Origin of the sequence: Arthrobacter sp. StoSoilB22 (genome assembly GCF_019977315.1) — a bacterium.
Taxonomy (GTDB): domain Bacteria; phylum Actinomycetota; class Actinomycetes; order Actinomycetales; family Micrococcaceae; genus Arthrobacter.
The window spans coordinates 4122922-4140723 of record NZ_AP024652.1 but is presented as its reverse complement, the minus strand read 5'-3'; the positions used below and the strand labels follow the sequence as shown (position 1 = coordinate 4140723).

Here is a 17802-nt window from a genome sequence, read left to right as displayed (position 1 = left end):
ATGTTTAGTGTCGGGTAAAGATAGAGCAACGCACCTCAGGAGCCGTATGAGCACCATCACCGCAGTGGAAACGTTCGATGTCCGCTTCCCAACATCCTTGGAACTGGACGGTTCCGATGCCATGAATCCGGACCCGGACTATTCAGCGGCGTACCTCATCATCCGCACGGATGCCGGGGATGGGCACGAGGGCCACGGGTTTGTGTTCACGATTGGGCGCGGGAACGAGGTTGAAACGGCGGCGCTTGATGCCCTCCGCGGGCACATCCTCGGCCGGTCCGTTGAGGAACTGCTCGCTGACATGGGCGCCACCTGGAAACTGTTGGCCCATGATTCCCAACTCAGGTGGCTGGGGCCGGAGAAGGGCGTTATGCACATGGCTATCGGTGCGGTGGTCAATGCTCTGTGGGACCTGAAAGCCAAACGTGCAGGTCTGCCCCTGTGGGAGTTGCTCGCAGGTATGACGCCCGAAGAACTCGTAGCGCTCGTGGACTTCCGGTACCTCACGGACGCGCTCACTCCGGACGAAGCCCTGAGCATACTTCGCGCCGCCGAACCCGGACGCGAAGCCCGCAAAGCGGCACTTCGCGCTGAGGGTTACCCCGCATACACCACGACGCCGGGTTGGCTGGGTTACAGCGACGAGAAACTGACGCGGCTGGCCAAGGAAGCCGTGGCTGACGGATTCGCCCAGATCAAGTTGAAGGTGGGCGCCTGCTTGGAGGACGACATCCGCCGCGTGAGGACTGCGCGCGCTGCTGTGGGCCCCGACATCAAGATCGCAGTGGACGCCAACCAGCGCTGGGACGTCCAGGAAGCCATCGACTGGATGGCCCACCTCGCTCCCTACGACATCGCCTGGATTGAGGAGCCCACCAGCCCGGACGACATCCTGGGCCACGCTGCAATCTCCCGTGGAGTTACGCCCATCCCCGTCGCCACCGGTGAACATGTCCAGAACCGCGTGGTGTTCAAACAGATGCTTCAGGCAGGTTCACTTCAAGTCCTGCAGATTGACGCCGCCAGGGTAGCGGGCGTGAACGAGAACATCGCGATACTACTTCTTGCTGCCAAGTTCGGTGTGCCGGTATGTCCGCACGCCGGCGGGGTTGGCCTTTGCGAAGCCGTGCAGCACCTGTCCATGTTCGACTTCGTAGCTGTCTCCGGTACCAGGGAGAACAGGACCATCGAGTTCGTGGACCACCTCCATGAACACTTCATCACTCCCGTGGTGGTCCACGACGGCGCCTACTGGCCGCCCGCTGGGCCGGGTGCAGGAAACGAAATGCTCCGTGAAACACTGGCCACCTACAGTTTTCCGAACGGCCCCATCTGGAAGGAATCCCGTTGATTCAGCACGCACCTTGGTTTGAAGAGGCACGCTTTGGGATGTTCGTGCACTGGGGCATCTACGCCCTGCCTGCCCGGCACGAGTGGGTGATGAACCAGGAAGAAATCACCGTGGAGGAGTACTCGAAGTATTTCCAACGCTTCGACCCGGACCTCTACGATCCCAGGGAATGGGCCCGCGCCGCCCGGAATGCGGGGATGAAGTACGTGGTCCTCACCACCAAGCACCATGACGGCTTCTGCCTGTGGGACTCAGCCTTGACTGATTACAAAGCCACCAACACGCCCGCCGGCCGTGACCTGATCACACCGTATGTGGAAGCACTCAAGGCCGAGGGGCTGAAGGTCGGCTTCTACCACTCGCTCGTTGACTGGCACCACCCCGACTTCACCGTTGACGGGGTACACCCGCAACGCAACGCTGCCGACGTCGAAAGCTTGAACGCCGGACGCGACATGGCCCGTTACCGCGAGTACCTGCACGGTCAGGTGCGTGAGCTCCTGAGCAACTACGGAACCATCGACTACCTGTTCTTCGACTTCTCCTACACAGGTGGACATGAAGAGGAATTCTGGGGCGGCAAGGGGCGAAAGGATTGGGATTCTGAGGCGTTGCTCGCCATGGTGCGGGAGCTGCAACCCGGCATTATTGTCAACGACCGGCTGGAAATCCCGGGAGACTTCGTCACGCCGGAACAGTACCAGCCCGCCGGCCCCATGATGCTCGACGGCGAACCGGTCACCTGGGAGGCATGCCAGACACTGAACGGAAGCTGGGGCTACGACAGGGACAACCTGAACTATAAATCCGTGGACCTGCTCATCCGCATGCTGGTAGACGGTGTTTCCAAGGGCGGCAACTTGCTGCTCAACGTCGGCCCTACCGGAAGGGGAAACCTCGATCCTCGGGCCCTGGCATCCTTGGAAGGCATTGGCGGCTGGATGAAGCTGCACTCGCGCGCCATCTACGGGGCGGGGGCCTCGCAGTTCACGGCCCCGGCAGATACGCGATACACGCAGCGCGGTGACAGGCTTTACGTCCACCTGTTCGCTTGGCCGTTCGAGTACGTCCACCTCCCGGACCTTGCCGGGAAGGTCGAGTACGCGCAGTTGCTGAACGACGCGTCCGAGGTGTTCCTCAAAGAAGTAAACCCCGGACAGCAGGCCATGAACATGACCCAGGGAGGCCAACCGCCAGGGACGTTAACCATCAAGCTGCCAGTGCAGCGGCCGGACGTCGCCGTACCTGTGGTGGAACTCTTCCTGAAACCGTCGGCTGCAGAGCCGGAGGCCGTGAATGGTTGAGAGCATCGCCCTCCACACACGGCTCAAACCAGGGACGGAAGAGGCGTACGCTGACGCCCACTCGCACATTCCCCCTGAGCTGGTGGCGGCACTCAAGGAAGCCGGAGTGCGGAACTGGCGTATCTGGCGCAGCGGGCTCGACCTCTTCCACGTAGTGGACGTCGACAACTATCAAGAAATGCGGCATGCGCTCGCCCACCACCCGGCCAATGTGCCATGGCAGGCCCGAATGGCTGAACTCTTAGAGGTCCACGACGATTACTCCGGGGCGGATACGGGTATCCAAAGGGTATGGGAACTGCCATGAACTCACTCGATCTGCGAAAACTGGGCAAACTGGGCTTCGGCGGGGCGGGCATCGGTAACCTCTACCGGGCCATCCCCGACGGAGAAGCGCTCGCAACCATCCTGGCAGCCTGGGAAAGCGGGATCCGCTACTTCGATACCGCGCCCCACTACGGCTTGGGCCTGTCCGAGCAAAGACTGGGCGCCGTTCTCCGGGACAAGCCCCGCGAGGAATTCATCATCTCCACCAAAGTAGGCCGGCTCCTGGAACCCAACCCCACAGGTGGTCAGGACTCCGAAGGCTTCGACGTCCCCGCCACCATGCGACGCGTGTGGGACTTCTCCGAGAAGGGCATCCGGCGCAGCATCGAGGACTCCCTGGAGCGGCTCGGTTTGAACCAGGTGGACATCGCCTACCTCCACGATCCCGATGTCCACGATCTCCAGGACGGAATCTCACAGGGCCTTCCTGCTCTGGAGAAGCTGCGCTCCGAGGGATTGGTCCGGGCCATTGGCGTGGGCACCAACTCCGCCGAGGCCGCCCAGGAATGCGTCGAAGCCGCCGATCTGGACCTTTTGATGCTCGCCGGACGGTACACGCTGCTTGAGCAGCCCGACGTCCCGCTGCTTGAACGCTGTGCCGAGCGCAGCACCGGCGTCGTCAGCGTTGGCGCCTACAACTCCGGGCTCCTGGCCCGGCCCGACGTCCCCGAAGACGCACACTACAACTATGACCAGGCCCCGACGGAGGTGCTGGAACGGGCGCGTGCGCTCGCGGCCGTCTGCCGCGATTTCGGCGTGGAACTCCCGACGGCGGCCCTCCAGTTTCCGCTGCGGCACCCGGCAGTGGTGAACGTGACAGCCGGGGCGACTTCTCCTGAACAAGTCTCCATCAACGCTGCCCGTATGGAGGCGACCGTGCCGGAGGAGCTGTGGGAGGCTTTGGAGGGCGTTGGGCGGTGATTGATTCGCACCTGCATTTGTGGACCCTGGACACCTTCGTCACCGGCGGTGCGCGCCACTATCCGTGGCTGGGCCCGCAGCATGGTGAACTCTTCCGCAGCTTCGGCGAAGATGAGGCGCGCCAGACGTTGGACGCTGCCGGAGTCAGGGGAGCCGTGCTGGTGCAGGCCGACGATTCCGTTGCCGATACCGAAAGCATGTTGGCCGTCGCCGCGAGGAATCCCTGGGTGTTCGGAGTGGTGGGCTGGATCAGGTTGGACGCGCCGGCTGACGCCGCTGAGCAGTTGCACCGATTCACGGCTCAAGCGGTTTTCAGGGGAGTGCGGCATCTGGTGCATGACGATCCCCGGGATGATTTCCTGGATCTTCCGCCTGTTCGGGAGTCGCTGGCGCTGGTGGCGCGGCGCGGCCTCACCTTGGACATCCCCGATGCTTTTCCGCGGCACCTGGGTTCTGCGGTTCGGCTCGCCCGTGAGATGCCGGAACTGACCGTTGTGCTGGATCATTTGGGTAAGCCGCCGCTGGCTGATCCTTCGCTCATGGACCTATGGCGCGCAGACTTCCTGGCGCTGGGACGGGAGCCGAACACAGTGGCCAAACTTTCCGGCTTACATTTGCCCGGAGTCGACTACACCGCGGATGCGTTGCGGCCGCTGTTTGAAACAGCATTGGAGGCATTCGGGCCGGGGCGTTTGATGATTGGCGGTGACTGGCCAGTGAGTACTGTGGGTGCACCGTACGGCCGGACGCTGGATGTCCTGCTGGAACTGGTGTCTTCCTTGAGTCCCTCGGAGCAGGACCTTGTGCTGGAGGAGACGGCGGTGCGGACCTACGGCTTGGCAGTCACCCCTTTGCCGGACAATTAGAGCGCCTGCCGCAACCAGTTCTCTACGCCGCTGATATGCACGGTGACCAGGGCTCGCACCAGTTCAGCGTCGCCGCGTTCCAAGGCGTCAGCAATTGCGTGGTGCTCCGCCAGGGTGTGCGCCACAGCTTTTTCCTGCGTCAGTCCACGCCAGATCCGGGCCCGCACGGTGCTGCTGGACAGTGCTTCCAAGAGGCTCCCGAGGTAGTCGTTTCCCGCGGCCTCGGTAATGATGCTGTGAAATTGCAGGTCATGCGCGACGAGTTCCTCGACGTCCGTGTTCTCGTCGATGCCGTCCATGGTGCTTCGCAGGGCTTGCAGCTCGGCCGGCGTGATTTTAGCGGCCGCCAGGTGTGCGGTTGCGGGCTCCAGGATTCGTCGGACCTCAAAGAGTTCCAGGATGGACCGGTCCTGGTGCAGGTCAACGACGAACCCTACGGCCTCGTTGAGCAGCTTCGCGTCGAGGCTTGTCACGTAGGTGCCATCGCCGCGGCGAACATCCAGCACACGGATCAGCTCCAGGGCCTTCACAGCCTCACGCAATGAACTCCTTGAAAGGCCGAGCCGTTCGCTCAGTTCTTTTTCCGGCGGGAGTCGGTCGCCGGCCTTGAGTTCGCCGCGGATCAGCATGTCTTTGATCTTGCTGATCGCCTCGTCTGTGACAGCCATGGACCAATAGTAGCCACGAATGATCGGATGTCTGTGTCCGCCCCCTTCTCAGTTGGGTGCGTTAACGTACGACGGCGGCACCTGGGTTCCGATTGGTACGGAACCCGGGTGCCGCCGTCGTGAACTAGCGGTAGTTGCCTGTTACTTGTCGCCGCCGGGCAGGGGGCGGTTGGCGATGACGGGGGCGCTGCCGGTGTAGCCGTCGCGGGTGGCGGCAAGCTCATGGATTTGCTTGCGGCACAGGAACCAGCCCCAGACCATGAGTCCGCAGGCAATCGCGGTGACCAGCATGGTCAATGGGGACTCGATGAAGACCATGATCAGCACAGCTGCCAGGAAGATCAAGGACAACCAGCCGGTGTAGGGGGCACCAAACATCCGGAAGGACGGGCGCTTGAGCCACCCCTTGTCGGCCCATCGTTTGAGCTGCATCTGGCACAGGACGATAGTGGCCCACGTGACGATGATGCCCACGGATGCGACGTTGAGGACGATCTCGAAAGCATCGGACGGGACCAGGTAGTTCAGAGGAACGCCGAGCAGGGAAACGCCGGCCGTGATGGCGATGCCACCGTACGGGACGCCAGCCTTATTCATGCGCTGGGCGAACTTCGGGGCCGAACCGGCCACGGACATGGAGCGGAGGATGCGGCCCGTGGAGTAGAGCCCGGCGTTCAGTGAGGACAAGGCCGCGGTGAGCACCACGAGGTTCATGATGACGTCCACGCCCTCAACACCAATGGAGCCGAAGAACGTCACGAAGGGGCTGACGCCCTTCTCGTATGCGGTGAACGGGAGCAACAGGGCCAGGAGGATGACGGAACCAACGTAGAAGAGGGCGATGCGGATGACCACGGAGTTGATGGCCTTGGGCATGATCTTTTCCGGGTTGGCAGTTTCGCCGGCTGCAGTGCCGATAAGCTCAATCGATGCGTAGGCGAACAGCACACCCTGCATGAGGATGATCATGGGAAGGACGCCGTTGGGGAAGACGCCGCCGTTGTCTGCGATGAGGCTGAAGCCGACTTCCTGGCCTTCCACGGGTGTGCCGAAGATGACGAAGTAGGTGCCCACCAGGAGGAAGGCCACCAGTGCTGCCACCTTGATCAGCGCGAACCAGAACTCCATTTCGCCGAAGACCTTCACGGACACCAGGTTGAGGCAAAGGACTACCACCAGGGCAATCAGCGCCCAGGCCCATTGCGGAACAGCGCCAATCCAGGCGACGTATTTTCCGAAGAAGTTCATGTACAGCGCCGCGGCGGTGATGTCCACGATGGTGGTGGTGGCCCAGTTGATCCAGTAGAACCACCCTGAAACGAAGGCGGCCTTCTCGCCGTAGAACTCACGGGCGTAGGAAACGAAGGAACCCGACGACGGGCGGTGCAGAACCAGTTCACCGAGTGCGCGGAGGATCAGGAAAGCGAAGAAACCACAGATTGCGTACGCGATGACAAGGGAAGGGCCAGCTGCGTTGAGTCGGCCGCCGGCACCCAGGAACAGCCCGGTGCCGATCGCGCCGCCGATCGCGATCATCTGGATCTGGCGGGGCTTGAGGTCCTTGTGGTAGCCGGAGTCCTCCTGGTGGAGGGCTTTCTCGCTGGCGTGCGCTTGGGCCGGGACCGTGTGGTCCGTGATGGGGTTGGTCATTGGAATCCTTAGGGGTGTCCTGTTGGGGGTGTCCTGGGCGCGCCCGGAGAGGGATTCGGGCACGCAGAACAAAGCCTCGTGGGGGTATGCCTCATGGGGCGGGACGGCTGGTCGGAGCGCTTACAGGCCAGTTTCGGCCTATTTGCTGAGATTTGCCAGACGCTCGGGGCTCAGCAGTTCCTCCAGCTGGGCAGCGGTCAGGAGACCGTGCTCCAACACGAGTTCTGCAACGCCCTTGCCCGTTGCCAACGCTTCCTGGGCGATAGCGGTGGCGGAGGCGTAGCCGATATGGGGGTTCAATGCCGTGACGAGACCGATCGACTGCTCCACGGTAAGCCGTAGCCGTTCGGTGTTTGCAGTGATGCCCCGGACGCAGCGCGCCGTAAGGGTGCGGCACGCTGCTTCCAGGTGGGAGATGCTCTTGTGCAGGCTGTGCACAATGATCGGTTCGAAGGCGTTCAGCTGGAGCTGGCCGGCCTCCGCGGCCATGGTGACTGTGACATCGTTGCCGATGACCTCATACGCCACCTGGCTGACCACTTCCGGGATCACCGGATTGATCTTGCCGGGCATGATCGACGAACCGGACTGCACGGCCGGAAGGTTGATCTCGCCCAAACCCGCACGCGGTCCGGAAGACAGCAAGCGGAGGTCGTTACAAATCTTGGAGAGTTTCACGGCCACGCGCTTCAGCACGCCGGACAGGTGGACGAACGCACCCACGTCCTGCGTGGCCTCAATGAGGTCAGCAGCAGTAATGAGGGGAAGGCCAGTGATGTCGGCCAGATGGCGGCACGCGGCATCCGCGTAACCGGCCGGGGCATTCAACCCCGTGCCGATTGCCGTGGCACCGAGGTTGATCTCGTGGATCAGCATGTGGGATTCGTCCAGGCGCGCCCGGTCCTCGCCGATGGTCACGGCGTACCCGCCGAACTCCTGGCCAAGTGTCATGGGAACCGCGTCCTGCAACTGCGTGCGACCCATCTTCACCACGGTCCGGAACTCCCGGCCCTTCTCGGCGAAGGCCAACTCGAGTTCCTCGAGGGCCTCCAGGAGTTCCTTCACGGAGAAGATCGTGGCGAGGTTCACGGCCGTCGGGTAAACGTCGTTGGTGGACTGGCTCAGGTTCACGTGGTCATTGGGGTGAAGCTTGGAGTACTCGCCCTTGGGGTGGCCCAGGATCTCTAACGCCCGGTTGGCGATGACCTCATTGGCGTTCATGTTGGAACTGGTTCCCGCACCGCCCTGGATCACGTCCACCATGAACTGCTCGTGCAGCATGCCGTCAAGGATGTCCTGGCATGCCTGCTCGATGGCGCCTGCCTTCTCGGCATCCAGCAGGCCAAGCTCATGGTTGGTGCGTGCGGCTGCCTGCTTTACGGCCGCCAGGCCCCTAACCAGGTGCTTGTTGGTGGAGAGGGGTTGCCCGGTGATGGGGAAGTTCTCGATAGCGCGGAGGGTGTGCACGCCCCAGTAGGCATCCGCGGGGACATTGCGGTCGCCCAAAAGGTCGTGTTCGGAACGGAGGGGGATCGCCTGATCGACGGTGGTCATAGCTGTCCTTGGTTTAGTTGCTGAAAATTTGGGCTGCGCGGAGCTCGCCGACCGGAAGGCCGCCGCCCAGCACAGGGGGGCTTTGAAGCGTGTCCAGGCTGCCGCCGTCGACGCCCAACCGGCGAAGAACCTCGACGGTGACGGGCATGCGGGCGCGATCGCCGCCGTCGGAAATCTTCACTGCGACGCCGGTGCCGTCCGGGAGGCCAACCAGCTGGAGGCCTTCAAAACCATCCTTCGCGAGCAAGCCGGGAACGGCCCGCATGAGGGCTGTAACGTCACGGCTCTCACCAGCCACCATCTCCGGGAACCGGCGCATGGCGTGGGCAACCTTGCCCTCGTCTGTGCTTTCATCGGCAGCGGCGAGGCGGCCGTAAGCGCGCGCCATGCCGTGCAGCGAGTGCGCGAAGAGCGGGGTACCACAGCCGTCCGTGCTGACCGCAGCGGCTTCTTCGCCAGTGAGCTCTGTGATGGTGTCGCGGACCAGGACCTGCAAGGGGTGCCCGGGGTGCAAGTAGCCCTCCACAGGCCAGCCGTTGATGACGCAGACGGCGGTCATGGAGGCGTGCTTGCCGGAGCAGTTCTGCGCGAGCTGGGTGGGGCCGTTGCCGGCGCGGAGCCACTCTTCACGTTCAGGGACACCGAAGGGGAGGTCCTGGCTGTTACCCAAGGCCGCCTCGGTGAGGCCGTGCAGCTTCAGGATCTCAACGGCGCCGTCGCGGTGCATCTGCGCGCCGGAGTGGCTGGCCGCCGTAAGGGCCAAGAGGTGCTGGGGGATGTCCAACCCGGCCTTGAGCAAGGCAACAGCCTGTAATGGCTTCAGGCTGGAACGCGGGTACATGGGGGCGGCCGGCTCGCCAGCCTCGACGGCGGTGCTGCCGCCCGCTGTGAGGGCGATCAACGAGCCGTAGTGGATGCTCTCCACCAAGCCGTCACGTGTTACCTCTACGAGCGGGACGTGGTGGGGCGGCTTTATGTTCAGTGCCGCGGCCTGGTGGGCCGGTGCTGCAGGGGCGGGCATAGTGTCCTTCGGATGTGTCATTTGCTGAGGATCGTGTCCAGTGCCACGCTGACGGCCTGCAGATGAGCGGCCATCGCGTTGCTCGCGGCTTCGGAGTCGCCGGCTTCGATTGCGTTGAGTACTGCGACGTGTTCCTCGTCCGAGCGGTGTTGCCGGTCTGCGACGAGGTTCAAGGTTTCGGACTGGTGGGCCAGGGCTTCACGAATGTCCGAGACGACGCTGGCAAACACACGGTTCCCGCTGGCGCGGGCAACGGCTGAATGGAAGCTGGCGTCCAGGTTCACCCACGCTTCGGGATCGTTCTCGGTGAGCATCTCCTGGACGATTTCCTTGAGGTGTTCCAGTTCTTCCTCGGTCCTTCTTTGAGCCGCCAGTCCCGCTGCCGGGATCTCGATGTGAGGACGTGCTTCGTTAAGATCCCGCGCACTGTACTGACCCAAGGTAAGGTCGTTAGCAACCTTGTTGGCCACAATGAACGTGCCCTTGCCGGTCTTGGTCACCGTGAGGCCCAAGGTGTTGCAGGACCTCAAAGCTTCCCTGATGACTGAGCGGCTCACGCCGTACTGGCCTGCCAACGTTGCCTCGGAACTCAGCTTGGTGCCGATATCGAACTGGCCGCCCTCAATGGCGCGGCGGAGTGCCGCAAAGACCGCCTCGGCTGCGGAGATGCGTGAGATGGGCGTATGCCCACCCTGAGGTCCTTGCTGTCCGGCTGTCCGGCTGTCTGACAGGTTCACGCTCTGAATATGGCACGGGTCACAAGGGCGTGTCAACGCTGAAAGAGTCGCTTCACGGTTTGGGGACTTTCTTGTGGACCCCGGCGTCCCCTCGGGGCAACGTGGGATACGTTCTATCTGCGCGTTCGTTTACCATCGGACATTGCCCGTCTCGCTGTTGCGAATGGCAATTTCGAATCCCAGAGCTTGGAAGACGTCCATGAATTTCGATGTCTCCACGGTGGCTTTGCCGGACTCCACATCGATCACGAAGGTTCGCGACACGTTCGCCCGGCGGGCGAGTTCCTTCTGTGACCAGCCACGCTCGTCGCGAAGCTCACGCACCAGCGGACCAGCCTCTCGAACCGTACGCAATTCCACTCCTGTCGCCGTACGGCAACTTTGGAGGATGTCGCCGTACGCCGACTTTAGCTTTTGTTGCCGTATGGCGACAGTGCATCTTCTGCCTCCTTGAAAAGCCCTGGTCCAAATTGACGGACGCCGGGCTGGCAGCAGAGGTTATGACGTGGGCTTGACACAATGAACCATGATCTTCACCAAAAAGTCCCTCACCGAGAACGGGTTCACCGGCTTCCGGCCGATCGACGAACTCGATCTTATGAGGATTCCGCAGGGCCCGGGCATTTTCGTGATCCTCCGCCCCGCGGACTTCGAGCCCTTATTCCTCGGTAAGAGCACTGCAGGCACGTTCAAGAAGAAAGACCCCAATCTCAAGCGTGACGAACTGGAAGCCGAATGGGTGCCCGACGCTTCTGTGCTCTACATCGGCAAAGCCAGCGCCGGGAGCCAAGGTAATCGCGGGCTCCGCAAGCAGATCCAAGAGTTTCTGGACTACGGCCGTGGACGGCCAACCGTCGTTTGGGACGCACGGCTCATCTGGCAACTCCGCGACGCCTTGGACCTGATCATCGCGTGGAAGGAACTCCCGGCTTCCGAGGTCAATGCAGCCGAGGCCGCCTTCCACGCAGGCTTCGTGGCCGCTCATGGGCGCCTGCCGTTCGCCAACCTGGTTCAGGCTCGCCCCAAGAAGTGAAACCCTGCCACCCGCCAACAGCACCACGACGGCGGAACTTGAGATCCGCCGTCGGCCTCCCGCTCGCAGGCCTTACGGCGCATAATGGCAACCATGACGGGCAGTCATCATCCCGCTGCAGGCAAACCGCATGGACCTCGCATCACAGTTGAGGTGCCTGTCCTTCGGGTGGGCGCAGGAGCGTCGGACTACGACGGGCTGAACCGGTTCGTTGAGGCCCTCCGCAAACCGCAGGGCCTGCATATGACGTTGCTCCATGTTGGCATCCTGGATGAACTGGGCCGCGACATTGCTGCCTGGACCAAAGGGTTGTCAGCTCCAGAGAAGACGCTTCCGGAGATCGCCAGTTGGTTGACGGAGTTGCCGGTATTGCAGGGCTTTCTGGGGAAGTCGGACAAACTGATCCCTTTGGGCGGGGGCCGTCTGATGGGGCTCGAAGTCGAAGTGCCTCAAGAAGTGCACGACTATCAGGCACTTTTGGTGCAAGGGCTACACGTACTTTTCGACGACCTGGGCCTGGACAACATCGACGACTTCATCCTCAGCTCGCCCGCCCTTGGTTACAAGTCGCCGCGGTGGTTGCCCCACATCGCTGTTGGCAAAGCCCGCTCACGCCACGAGCCGGAGGTGGAGATAGCTCCCGTGGCTATTGAGTTGGGCGACTCGCAGATCCGGAATCGGAAGGCGCTGCCTTTGCCGTAACGCTGCGAGGCCCATGCCGTGACGTGGGGGCAGTTCTACAGCCGGTAAAATAGCGCGTGTCTCCCGTTTCCGACCTGAGGACTTCAATGCAGCCCCGCACCTTGTTCCGTACCGTTGCTTTTGCCGAGGCCGTGACATGGACGTTGCTGTTGATCGGGCTGTTCCTTAAGTACGTCACGCGCACCACTGAGGTTGGGGTGAGCATTGCCGGAGGCATCCACGGCTTCGTTTTCCTTTGCTACGCTGCGACGGCGGCATTCACGTGGATCAACCAAAAGTGGTCTACCCGAACGGGTCTGCTCGCGATCGGTTCAGCCGTTATCCCCTACGCCACCATCCCAACGGAGAAGTCGCTGGATCGTCGCGGCCTTCTCGACGGCGGCTGGCGCTTGGCCGCTGGCGGCGACGCACCCCGAGGCGGATTTGAGAAAGCCCAGGCCTGGGTTCTCCGGAACCCGATTCTCGCCGTAGTTGTTACTCTCGTCGCCGTGGGGGCCGTCTTTAGCTTCCTGCTGTTCATGGGTCCTCCAGGTACCTGGTTCTCCTAGAGCTTGGCAGGCTAGAAGCATCAGTTCTTAGGAACTGATGCTTCTCTTCACTTAAGGCGAAGGATCCCTGAATTCCTGGGCCGCAACCACCCACTTTGAATCGTGGGTGGTACGCGGCGTCGTCCGTTTACTTGGAAACTGCCCCGGGGCAGCCCCAGGAGTTGGGGTTTTCCTGGCAGGTGTCGGCGACGAGTGCTCTTTCTGTTTTCCAGACGTGGATGGTTTTGGTGGGTGTGGTGATGTCCAGGGTGCCGTTGATGGGTAGTGGTGGGCCGTTGTTGACGGAGTAGGTTCCGGTGAAGCTGGTGGTGACTGCTGCTTGGTAGTTGCCGGTTTCTGTGTAGATGTGGCTGGTGCGGGTCTGGTTGTTGAGCCATTCGGTTTCGGGGATGGAGTAGCCGGCGGCTGGTGTGGGGCCGAGGGTGGTGCCGTCGCCGAAGGTGTAGGTGTAGTTGGTGGGTGTGGCGGTGAGGTGGACTGTTTGGCCGAGGATGGTGAGGTCGAAGGTTTGGTCGTTGGTGGTGGTGTAGAAGTTGGTGGGGCCGCCTTTGAGGGTGTGGGGGAAGGGTTGGGCTTGGAGGTTTCCGGGGTTGACGGGTAGTTGGCGGAAATCGGCAAGGATCCGGGCGGCGATATCTTCCATGACATTTTCGGGCTCGGCGTCATACAAACATGCGGGCTTGCCGTCGACTGGCTGCCAATCAGTGAAGGTCGGATTGGTGATCCCCTTGGGAGCCTTCAACCAAATAACAGGCGAGCCCTTCTCGCCGCCGGATGTAGTAGGCGGGCATTCAAGAGTTAGGCAGCCCATTTCGCGGGAGCCCGGACCGCCAACGCGGCAGCGGAAGTCCGCCTTGTATTGGTATGGATCCTCCCCGGCGGCGTCTGATCCCATGTTTGTGGATGGCACGCCAGTAACTGGATCGATGATGAACTTGGAGCCGACCTCAATTGAGCGATCAGTGAAGCCGGTTCCCGGGCTTGGTGTGTTCGCCGCCCAAGAAGGCGCCGAAGAAAGCGTTGCCGAAACAAGTAGAACGGTGACAGCCACGAAACGGGCAGAGATGGATCTCATCGAATCACGCCGAGATCCGCTGTAGACCAAGAATCATTGGCGAACTTGCCAAAGAAGGCCGCTGCATCATTTATTGCAGCCGTCGGCTCCCTGCCATTAGACCCATCCGGGTTCATATACAGGATCTGGTCTTGCAGCACTTGGACCTTTGCAGGTTGCGATGGTGCCGACGGCTCCCAAAGGACTTCGATTACAGGCGTCTGATATTTTCCGCCGACCAGCCACCGGCCCTCCGTGTAGTTTGTTGCGACGTTGGACAGGAGGTCTGTGCAAAGCACGCAACTTTCATTGGACAACTCTTTTGCCTTGGCTGTGTCGCCGGTTTCGTACGCGTAGCTAAGCAACTGGAACCAGTACCCAATGAACGCTTCCAGCCCGGCCTTCGAGTTCTCCTTCGCCAGCTCTGGCATCACGGGAACGGGCACGTTCTGCGCCTTTCCGTGGGCGTCTGCAGGCTTGTATACGGGGGAGGCCGTCGCAGTAGCCGAAGCCGCCGGAGCCGAAACGCTCAAGCTGGGCGACGCCGTCGTCGAGATGCTCCCTGAGGGTGAGGCGCCTGGTGCGGAGCCGCCCTGGCAACCGCTCAAAAGCACCACAGCGGCGAGTCCCACGACCCACGTTCGGACGTGAGTAAAGGGAAAAGTGGCAAACGAAAGGCGTGACATGACAGGCTCCCCAGCAGCTGTTTGGCGGTGTGCCGGTCAGTCTAGGCCGGGGACGGGCATCCATTCATGTCAGAAAACGCGGCCTGTGGATAACGTCCCTGAGGGCCCGCCTAGCCTCGCAGTTTCTCCATGTCCCGTCGGTCCTTCTTGGTGGGCCGGCCGGCGCCGCGGTCGCGCTGGGGGAGGCCGAGCTTGGGGGCTACGGGACGCGGGGGAGTGTGGTCGGTGAAGCAGTGGGAAGCGGCTTCGGCGCCGACGCGTTTGGCGATAAGTCGCCGCACCTCAAGGATGCGTTCCCAGCCTGACTCCCGGACCCGAATGGTGTCTCCAATGATCACGCTCTGCGACGCCTTGACCGGGTTCCCGTTGATCCGGATGTGCCCTGCGCGGCAGGCAGCCGTGGCAGCGGAACGGGTCTTGTACGCGCGGATCGCCCACAGCCAGGCGTCGACTCGGACGTTGGCCGGGGACGAGGACGGGATGCTCATCATTGAATTGTCGCCGATAACCGGGGTGTGTGCACGGCAGACCCAGTTTCGAGGCGTCAAAGGGGCCCGAGCGAGCCGGTGTGGAACGGACCCAATGAATGTGACTTGCAGCAATTCTGCATTTCCTGTATTCCTGCCGTAATCCCACGAAGCGTCATTCTGGCGCAATTTCCAATGCACTAAGAACTCCGATCAAAGTAAATTTAGGAAACCCTCGGGAATCGTCAATGGGCGAATAATGTGTGTTAGCTTGTGATTCGTAATGATGAGACCCAGTGCCCGAGTTCAATCTGCAAAGGACCTGCTCGCGCGGGAATAGCGTGATGTCACAACGAATCGGTTCAACGGAGGACCCGGCGGCGTCGAGCGCTGCTACCCACACTGTCCTATCTCCTCGGACGTTTGCCTCCCTGGCCGGGACCATGTTTGCAGTCGATCTCCTGAGCGCCGGAAATGGAGCTATTGACCTGGCCTTCGTGGCCCCTTTCGGTGCCCTCATGGTGGCCGGCATAGGTTTGGGCGATCTCGTGACGGCGCTCTTCATGGCCTTCTTCGCGGGAATCATCGATGTTTTTGCTGTGAAATTGGCTCGCGCCGAAGGGCGGAATGATGCCAGCAGGTTATTGCCCAAATTATTTGCCGCGCTGTTGATCGTTGCTGCCGTCTGGACTGCAGCCGGGATGGTGGTCACCCGGGTTGTTCCCCTGATCTTTGCCGTTGTAGGCTCCGAGCCTGCTGTGGCTGCCATAGCCACCGATTACTTGACCGTACGCATGATGGGCATTCCCTTCACGTTGGCTCTGGCCGCCGTCTCGGTCACCCTCCGCATCGTGGGGAGACAACGCGCTTCCATTGTCCTCATTGCCACCGTGTTCGTGTTGAATGCGGCGTTCAATGCCGCCTTGGTTTACGGTCCGCTGAATGTGCTGGCAGCCAACCCGGTGATTGCTGTAGCCATTGCTACGGTGATCGCTCAGGTTTTCACTGCTGCCTGCGGGGTTGTTGTCCTCGCACGGCATTTCTCCCGAGGTCACGGGGAAAGCGGAGCCGCGGCTGATCAACCCCGGATCATCCTGCTGACCCGCGAGATGTTTGTAACAAGCCTTGGAGTCGGGTTGCGGCAAATGAACAACTACGCCGCTGCCGTGGTGCCCTTCATGCTCATCAGCCGTTTGGACGTGGCCACCGTTGCTGCGGCAGCGGTGGCCACGAGGATCTGGACCCTCTACTGCCGGGTTCCGCAAGCGACCCTCAGCGCTGTTGGCGTTTTTGTTGGGTACTCCCGGGGCCGAAGCCAGCCGGACGCCCACGCTGTGGTGCAACGTTCGGGTAAGTATGTTGTCTGGCCCAGTTTCATCGCGGCGGCCGGTGTGGCAGCGGCCGTTCCCGTCTTTGCCAGGGTCTTTGGCGGCGATGAGATTGACGTTGGATTGGTGTGGATGCTGACTGCTGCCTATCTCCTCGCAGTGCCTGCCTATGTCGTGGAGAATTTGTGCGGGGAGATCTTGACGGTGGAACAGCGGGCATCGTGGCTCTCCCTACCATCAACCGTGGTTACGTATCTGGTAACCATCCCGATTGCCATCATCGGGATCCTGATGTGGGAATCGGCGATGGTCGCCGTTGCCTCCGCAGCCGTGGCGTCGCTTCTTCTTGCCCTGCGGTACAGCATGCGGACAAGGCAGCTCGGCTATCGGATAATCGGGAGGTTCTGAGTGGCGCGTCTGACCATCTGGTCGGGATCCCGCCGTCGGAAACCGCCGCTGGCAGCCCGCCGAGAGCCAACTACCGCACCGTCACCTCAACCACCTGCGCCATGTTGTTCCCGATGCCCTGGTAGTTCCACACCTGTTCAGTGGGCTGGAGCGCGCCCGACGAATCCATGGCCCGGCACCGCAGAACATGGTCCCCGGGGCTCGCGACCCACACCATGGACCACCGCCGCCACGCGAAATCACCCAGCGGCGGATCCACATGCGCGGGCATCCACTCGCCGTCGATCCCCACCTCCACGCGATCCACCTCACCGTGCCCGGACCAGGCACGCCCGTGGAGCATCACGGGACCGGCGTCCACGACGCGTCGCCGCGTGTAGAAGTCCGGGATTCCCGGCGGCACCATCAGGGAGCGGACGCGAATGTGGGACACGGGTATGCCGGGCCCGTCTGGACCTTGGAGGTAGTGGTACGCGACCGCCTGCTGGAAACCCATGAACCGCGACGTCACAGCTTCGATCGACGTCAACCACTTCACACTGGCCATGCCGTACCAACCCGGCACCAGCAACCTGAGCGGAAAGCCGTGCTGAATGGGCAGCGGGTTGCCGTTCATGGCGTAGACCAGCATGACTTCGGGATGCATGGCTTCCGCCACCGAGAGGCTGCGCGCGTAAGGCTCTTCGACGCCCCCTTGTATGCCGTTGTCGGCACCGGTAAAGACAAGTTCGACGGCGTCACTCGCCAGGCCTGCTTCCTCCAGCAAGGGTGCCAACGGGGTTCCGGTCCACTCTGCCGTGCCCACCGCGCCGAGAACCCAGGGTTGGCTGACGGGACGTGGCTGCAGAAGCGACCGTCCGTTTCCTGCGCATTCAAGGGTGACGGGCATGGTGACGGCGGGCCGGGCTTTGATGTCCTCGAGACTCAGCTCGAGGCTCCGGTCAACGGCGCCACCCAGCCGAAGCCGCCATGTCTCAGCGGAAACATGGGGGATGTCGAAGTGGATCAGCAGGTAATGCAGCCCGGCCGGCGTGATGTCGTCGTGCAGGGCCTCAAGCGGCATGGAGTGGTTCCGCCCGGAAAGTTGTAGTTCTTCGTGAGTCAGCGGACCTTGGGTTGGCTGGCCTGGGTTGGCTGCTTTCGTTGCTTTTTGTTTGACGTGGTGTTTGGACATGGG

General features: G+C 62.1%; 19 protein-coding genes. 9 read left to right on the top strand and 10 right to left on the bottom strand.

The genetic code is table 11. The features are described from left to right. Positions 1-46 precede the first annotated feature (46 nt). The 5 genes from LDN70_RS19160 to LDN70_RS19140 are packed head-to-tail and all read left to right on the top strand — an operon-like array spanning position 47 to position 4769. Positions 47-1351 (top strand): L-fuconate dehydratase, encoded by a 1305-nt coding sequence (locus tag LDN70_RS19160; RefSeq protein ID WP_223941132.1) that lies wholly within the window; start codon positions 47-49, stop codon positions 1349-1351. Further along, on the top strand, positions 1348-2655 hold the full coding sequence (locus LDN70_RS19155) for an alpha-L-fucosidase (protein ID WP_142937644.1): 1308 nt from the start codon (positions 1348-1350) through the stop codon (positions 2653-2655). The genes LDN70_RS19160 and LDN70_RS19155 overlap by 4 nt, the downstream gene beginning before the upstream one ends. Beyond that, the gene (locus tag LDN70_RS19150) at positions 2648-2962 is read left to right on the top strand and encodes an L-rhamnose mutarotase (protein ID WP_223941131.1); all 315 of its coding nucleotides are present in this window, start codon (positions 2648-2650) and stop codon (positions 2960-2962) included. The genes LDN70_RS19155 and LDN70_RS19150 overlap by 8 nt, the downstream gene beginning before the upstream one ends. Beyond that, positions 2959-3903: an aldo/keto reductase gene (locus LDN70_RS19145; protein ID WP_223941130.1), complete on the top strand. Its 945-nt coding sequence runs from the start codon at positions 2959-2961 to the stop codon at positions 3901-3903. The genes LDN70_RS19150 and LDN70_RS19145 overlap by 4 nt, the downstream gene beginning before the upstream one ends. After that, positions 3900-4769 carry an amidohydrolase family protein gene (locus tag LDN70_RS19140; RefSeq protein ID WP_223941129.1) on the top strand — a complete coding sequence of 290 codons (870 nt, stop codon included), beginning with the start codon at positions 3900-3902 and terminating at the stop codon, positions 4767-4769. Before LDN70_RS19145 ends, LDN70_RS19140 begins: the two co-directional genes overlap by 4 nt. On the opposite strand, the gene LDN70_RS19135 is transcribed toward LDN70_RS19140, so the two are convergent. From LDN70_RS19135 to LDN70_RS19110, 6 genes are all read right to left on the bottom strand, one after another. After that, positions 4766-5437 (bottom strand): FadR/GntR family transcriptional regulator, encoded by a 672-nt coding sequence (locus tag LDN70_RS19135; protein WP_142937648.1) that lies wholly within the window; start codon positions 5435-5437, stop codon positions 4766-4768. The two genes, LDN70_RS19140 and LDN70_RS19135, sit on opposite strands and share 4 nt — an antisense overlap. 141 nt (positions 5438-5578) lie before the next feature. Continuing rightward, entirely contained in the window at positions 5579-7087 is a 1509-nt protein-coding gene (locus tag LDN70_RS19130; RefSeq protein WP_142937649.1) for an amino acid permease, read from the bottom strand. Between the two features lie 138 nt (positions 7088-7225). Beyond that, the gene (gene aspA / locus LDN70_RS19125; RefSeq protein ID WP_142937650.1) at positions 7226-8641 is read right to left on the bottom strand and encodes an aspartate ammonia-lyase; all 1416 of its coding nucleotides are present in this window, start codon (positions 8639-8641) and stop codon (positions 7226-7228) included. Positions 8642-8654: 13 nt separating this feature from the next. Next, on the bottom strand, positions 8655-9683 hold the full coding sequence (locus tag LDN70_RS19120) for an asparaginase (protein WP_374207001.1): 1029 nt from the start codon (positions 9681-9683) through the stop codon (positions 8655-8657). Continuing rightward, positions 9680-10399: a FadR/GntR family transcriptional regulator gene (locus LDN70_RS19115; protein WP_142937651.1), complete on the bottom strand. Its 720-nt coding sequence runs from the start codon at positions 10397-10399 to the stop codon at positions 9680-9682. Before LDN70_RS19115 ends, LDN70_RS19120 begins: the two co-directional genes overlap by 4 nt. A gap of 129 nt (positions 10400-10528) precedes the next feature. Next, a complete protein-coding gene (locus tag LDN70_RS19110) occupies positions 10529-10753 on the bottom strand; it encodes a helix-turn-helix domain-containing protein (protein ID WP_223941128.1) in 225 nt (74 codons plus the stop codon). A gap of 172 nt (positions 10754-10925) precedes the next feature. On the opposite strand from LDN70_RS19110, the gene LDN70_RS19105 reads away from it, so the two are divergent. From LDN70_RS19105 to LDN70_RS19095, 3 genes are all read left to right on the top strand, one after another. Continuing rightward, entirely contained in the window at positions 10926-11432 is a 507-nt protein-coding gene (locus tag LDN70_RS19105; RefSeq protein WP_142937652.1) for a hypothetical protein, read from the top strand. A gap of 93 nt (positions 11433-11525) precedes the next feature. Beyond that, positions 11526-12134, top strand: a complete 609-nt coding sequence (locus LDN70_RS19100; protein ID WP_223941127.1) for a hypothetical protein — start codon at positions 11526-11528, stop codon at positions 12132-12134. A gap of 56 nt (positions 12135-12190) precedes the next feature. Next, positions 12191-12682, top strand: a complete 492-nt coding sequence (locus tag LDN70_RS19095) for a DUF3817 domain-containing protein (protein WP_223941126.1) — start codon at positions 12191-12193, stop codon at positions 12680-12682. Between the two features lie 127 nt (positions 12683-12809). On the opposite strand, the gene LDN70_RS19090 is transcribed toward LDN70_RS19095, so the two are convergent. The 3 genes from LDN70_RS19090 to LDN70_RS19080 form a co-directional block, all read right to left on the bottom strand. Then, entirely contained in the window at positions 12810-13592 is a 783-nt protein-coding gene (locus LDN70_RS19090; RefSeq protein ID WP_223941125.1) for a PKD domain-containing protein, read from the bottom strand. Between the two features lie 161 nt (positions 13593-13753). After that, positions 13754-14422, bottom strand: a complete 669-nt coding sequence (locus tag LDN70_RS19085) for a DUF6318 family protein (protein ID WP_223941124.1) — start codon at positions 14420-14422, stop codon at positions 13754-13756. Positions 14423-14532: 110 nt separating this feature from the next. Beyond that, positions 14533-14913 carry an RNA-binding S4 domain-containing protein gene (locus LDN70_RS19080; RefSeq protein WP_026267468.1) on the bottom strand — a complete coding sequence of 127 codons (381 nt, stop codon included), beginning with the start codon at positions 14911-14913 and terminating at the stop codon, positions 14533-14535. Positions 14914-15233: 320 nt separating this feature from the next. On the opposite strand from LDN70_RS19080, the gene LDN70_RS19075 reads away from it, so the two are divergent. Beyond that, on the top strand, positions 15234-16625 hold the full coding sequence (locus LDN70_RS19075; protein ID WP_223941123.1) for an MATE family efflux transporter: 1392 nt from the start codon (positions 15234-15236) through the stop codon (positions 16623-16625). Between the two features lie 70 nt (positions 16626-16695). Here the strand turns inward: LDN70_RS19075 and LDN70_RS19070 are convergent, their stop codons facing one another. Continuing rightward, positions 16696-17799 carry a sulfite oxidase gene (locus tag LDN70_RS19070; RefSeq protein ID WP_223941122.1) on the bottom strand — a complete coding sequence of 368 codons (1104 nt, stop codon included), beginning with the start codon at positions 17797-17799 and terminating at the stop codon, positions 16696-16698. Positions 17800-17802 lie beyond the last annotated feature (3 nt).

What these genes read in the sequence shown, in the direction of transcription:
- LDN70_RS19160 (WP_223941132.1), top strand. Translation starts at nt 47, where the DNA reads ATGAGCACCATCACCGCAGTGGAAACGTTCGATGTCCGCTTCCCAACA.
- LDN70_RS19150 (WP_223941131.1), top strand. Translation starts at nt 2,648, where the DNA reads ATGGTTGAGAGCATCGCCCTCCACACACGGCTCAAACCAGGGACGGAA.
- LDN70_RS19145 (WP_223941130.1), top strand. Translation starts at nt 2,959, where the DNA reads ATGAACTCACTCGATCTGCGAAAACTGGGCAAACTGGGCTTCGGCGGG.
- LDN70_RS19135 (WP_142937648.1), bottom strand. Translation starts at nt 5,437, where the DNA reads ATGGCTGTCACAGACGAGGCGATCAGCAAGATCAAAGACATGCTGATC.
- LDN70_RS19130 (WP_142937649.1), bottom strand. Translation starts at nt 7,087, where the DNA reads ATGACCAACCCCATCACGGACCACACGGTCCCGGCCCAAGCGCACGCC.
- aspA (WP_142937650.1), bottom strand. Translation starts at nt 8,641, where the DNA reads ATGACCACCGTCGATCAGGCGATCCCCCTCCGTTCCGAACACGACCTT.
- LDN70_RS19120 (WP_374207001.1), bottom strand. Translation starts at nt 9,683, where the DNA reads ATGACACATCCGAAGGACACTATGCCCGCCCCTGCAGCACCGGCCCAC.
- LDN70_RS19105 (WP_142937652.1), top strand. Translation starts at nt 10,926, where the DNA reads ATGATCTTCACCAAAAAGTCCCTCACCGAGAACGGGTTCACCGGCTTC.
- LDN70_RS19100 (WP_223941127.1), top strand. Translation starts at nt 11,526, where the DNA reads ATGACGGGCAGTCATCATCCCGCTGCAGGCAAACCGCATGGACCTCGC.
- LDN70_RS19085 (WP_223941124.1), bottom strand. Translation starts at nt 14,422, where the DNA reads ATGTCACGCCTTTCGTTTGCCACTTTTCCCTTTACTCACGTCCGAACG.
- LDN70_RS19080 (WP_026267468.1), bottom strand. Translation starts at nt 14,913, where the DNA reads ATGATGAGCATCCCGTCCTCGTCCCCGGCCAACGTCCGAGTCGACGCC.
- LDN70_RS19075 (WP_223941123.1), top strand. Translation starts at nt 15,234, where the DNA reads ATGTCACAACGAATCGGTTCAACGGAGGACCCGGCGGCGTCGAGCGCT.
- LDN70_RS19070 (WP_223941122.1), bottom strand. Translation starts at nt 17,799, where the DNA reads ATGTCCAAACACCACGTCAAACAAAAAGCAACGAAAGCAGCCAACCCA.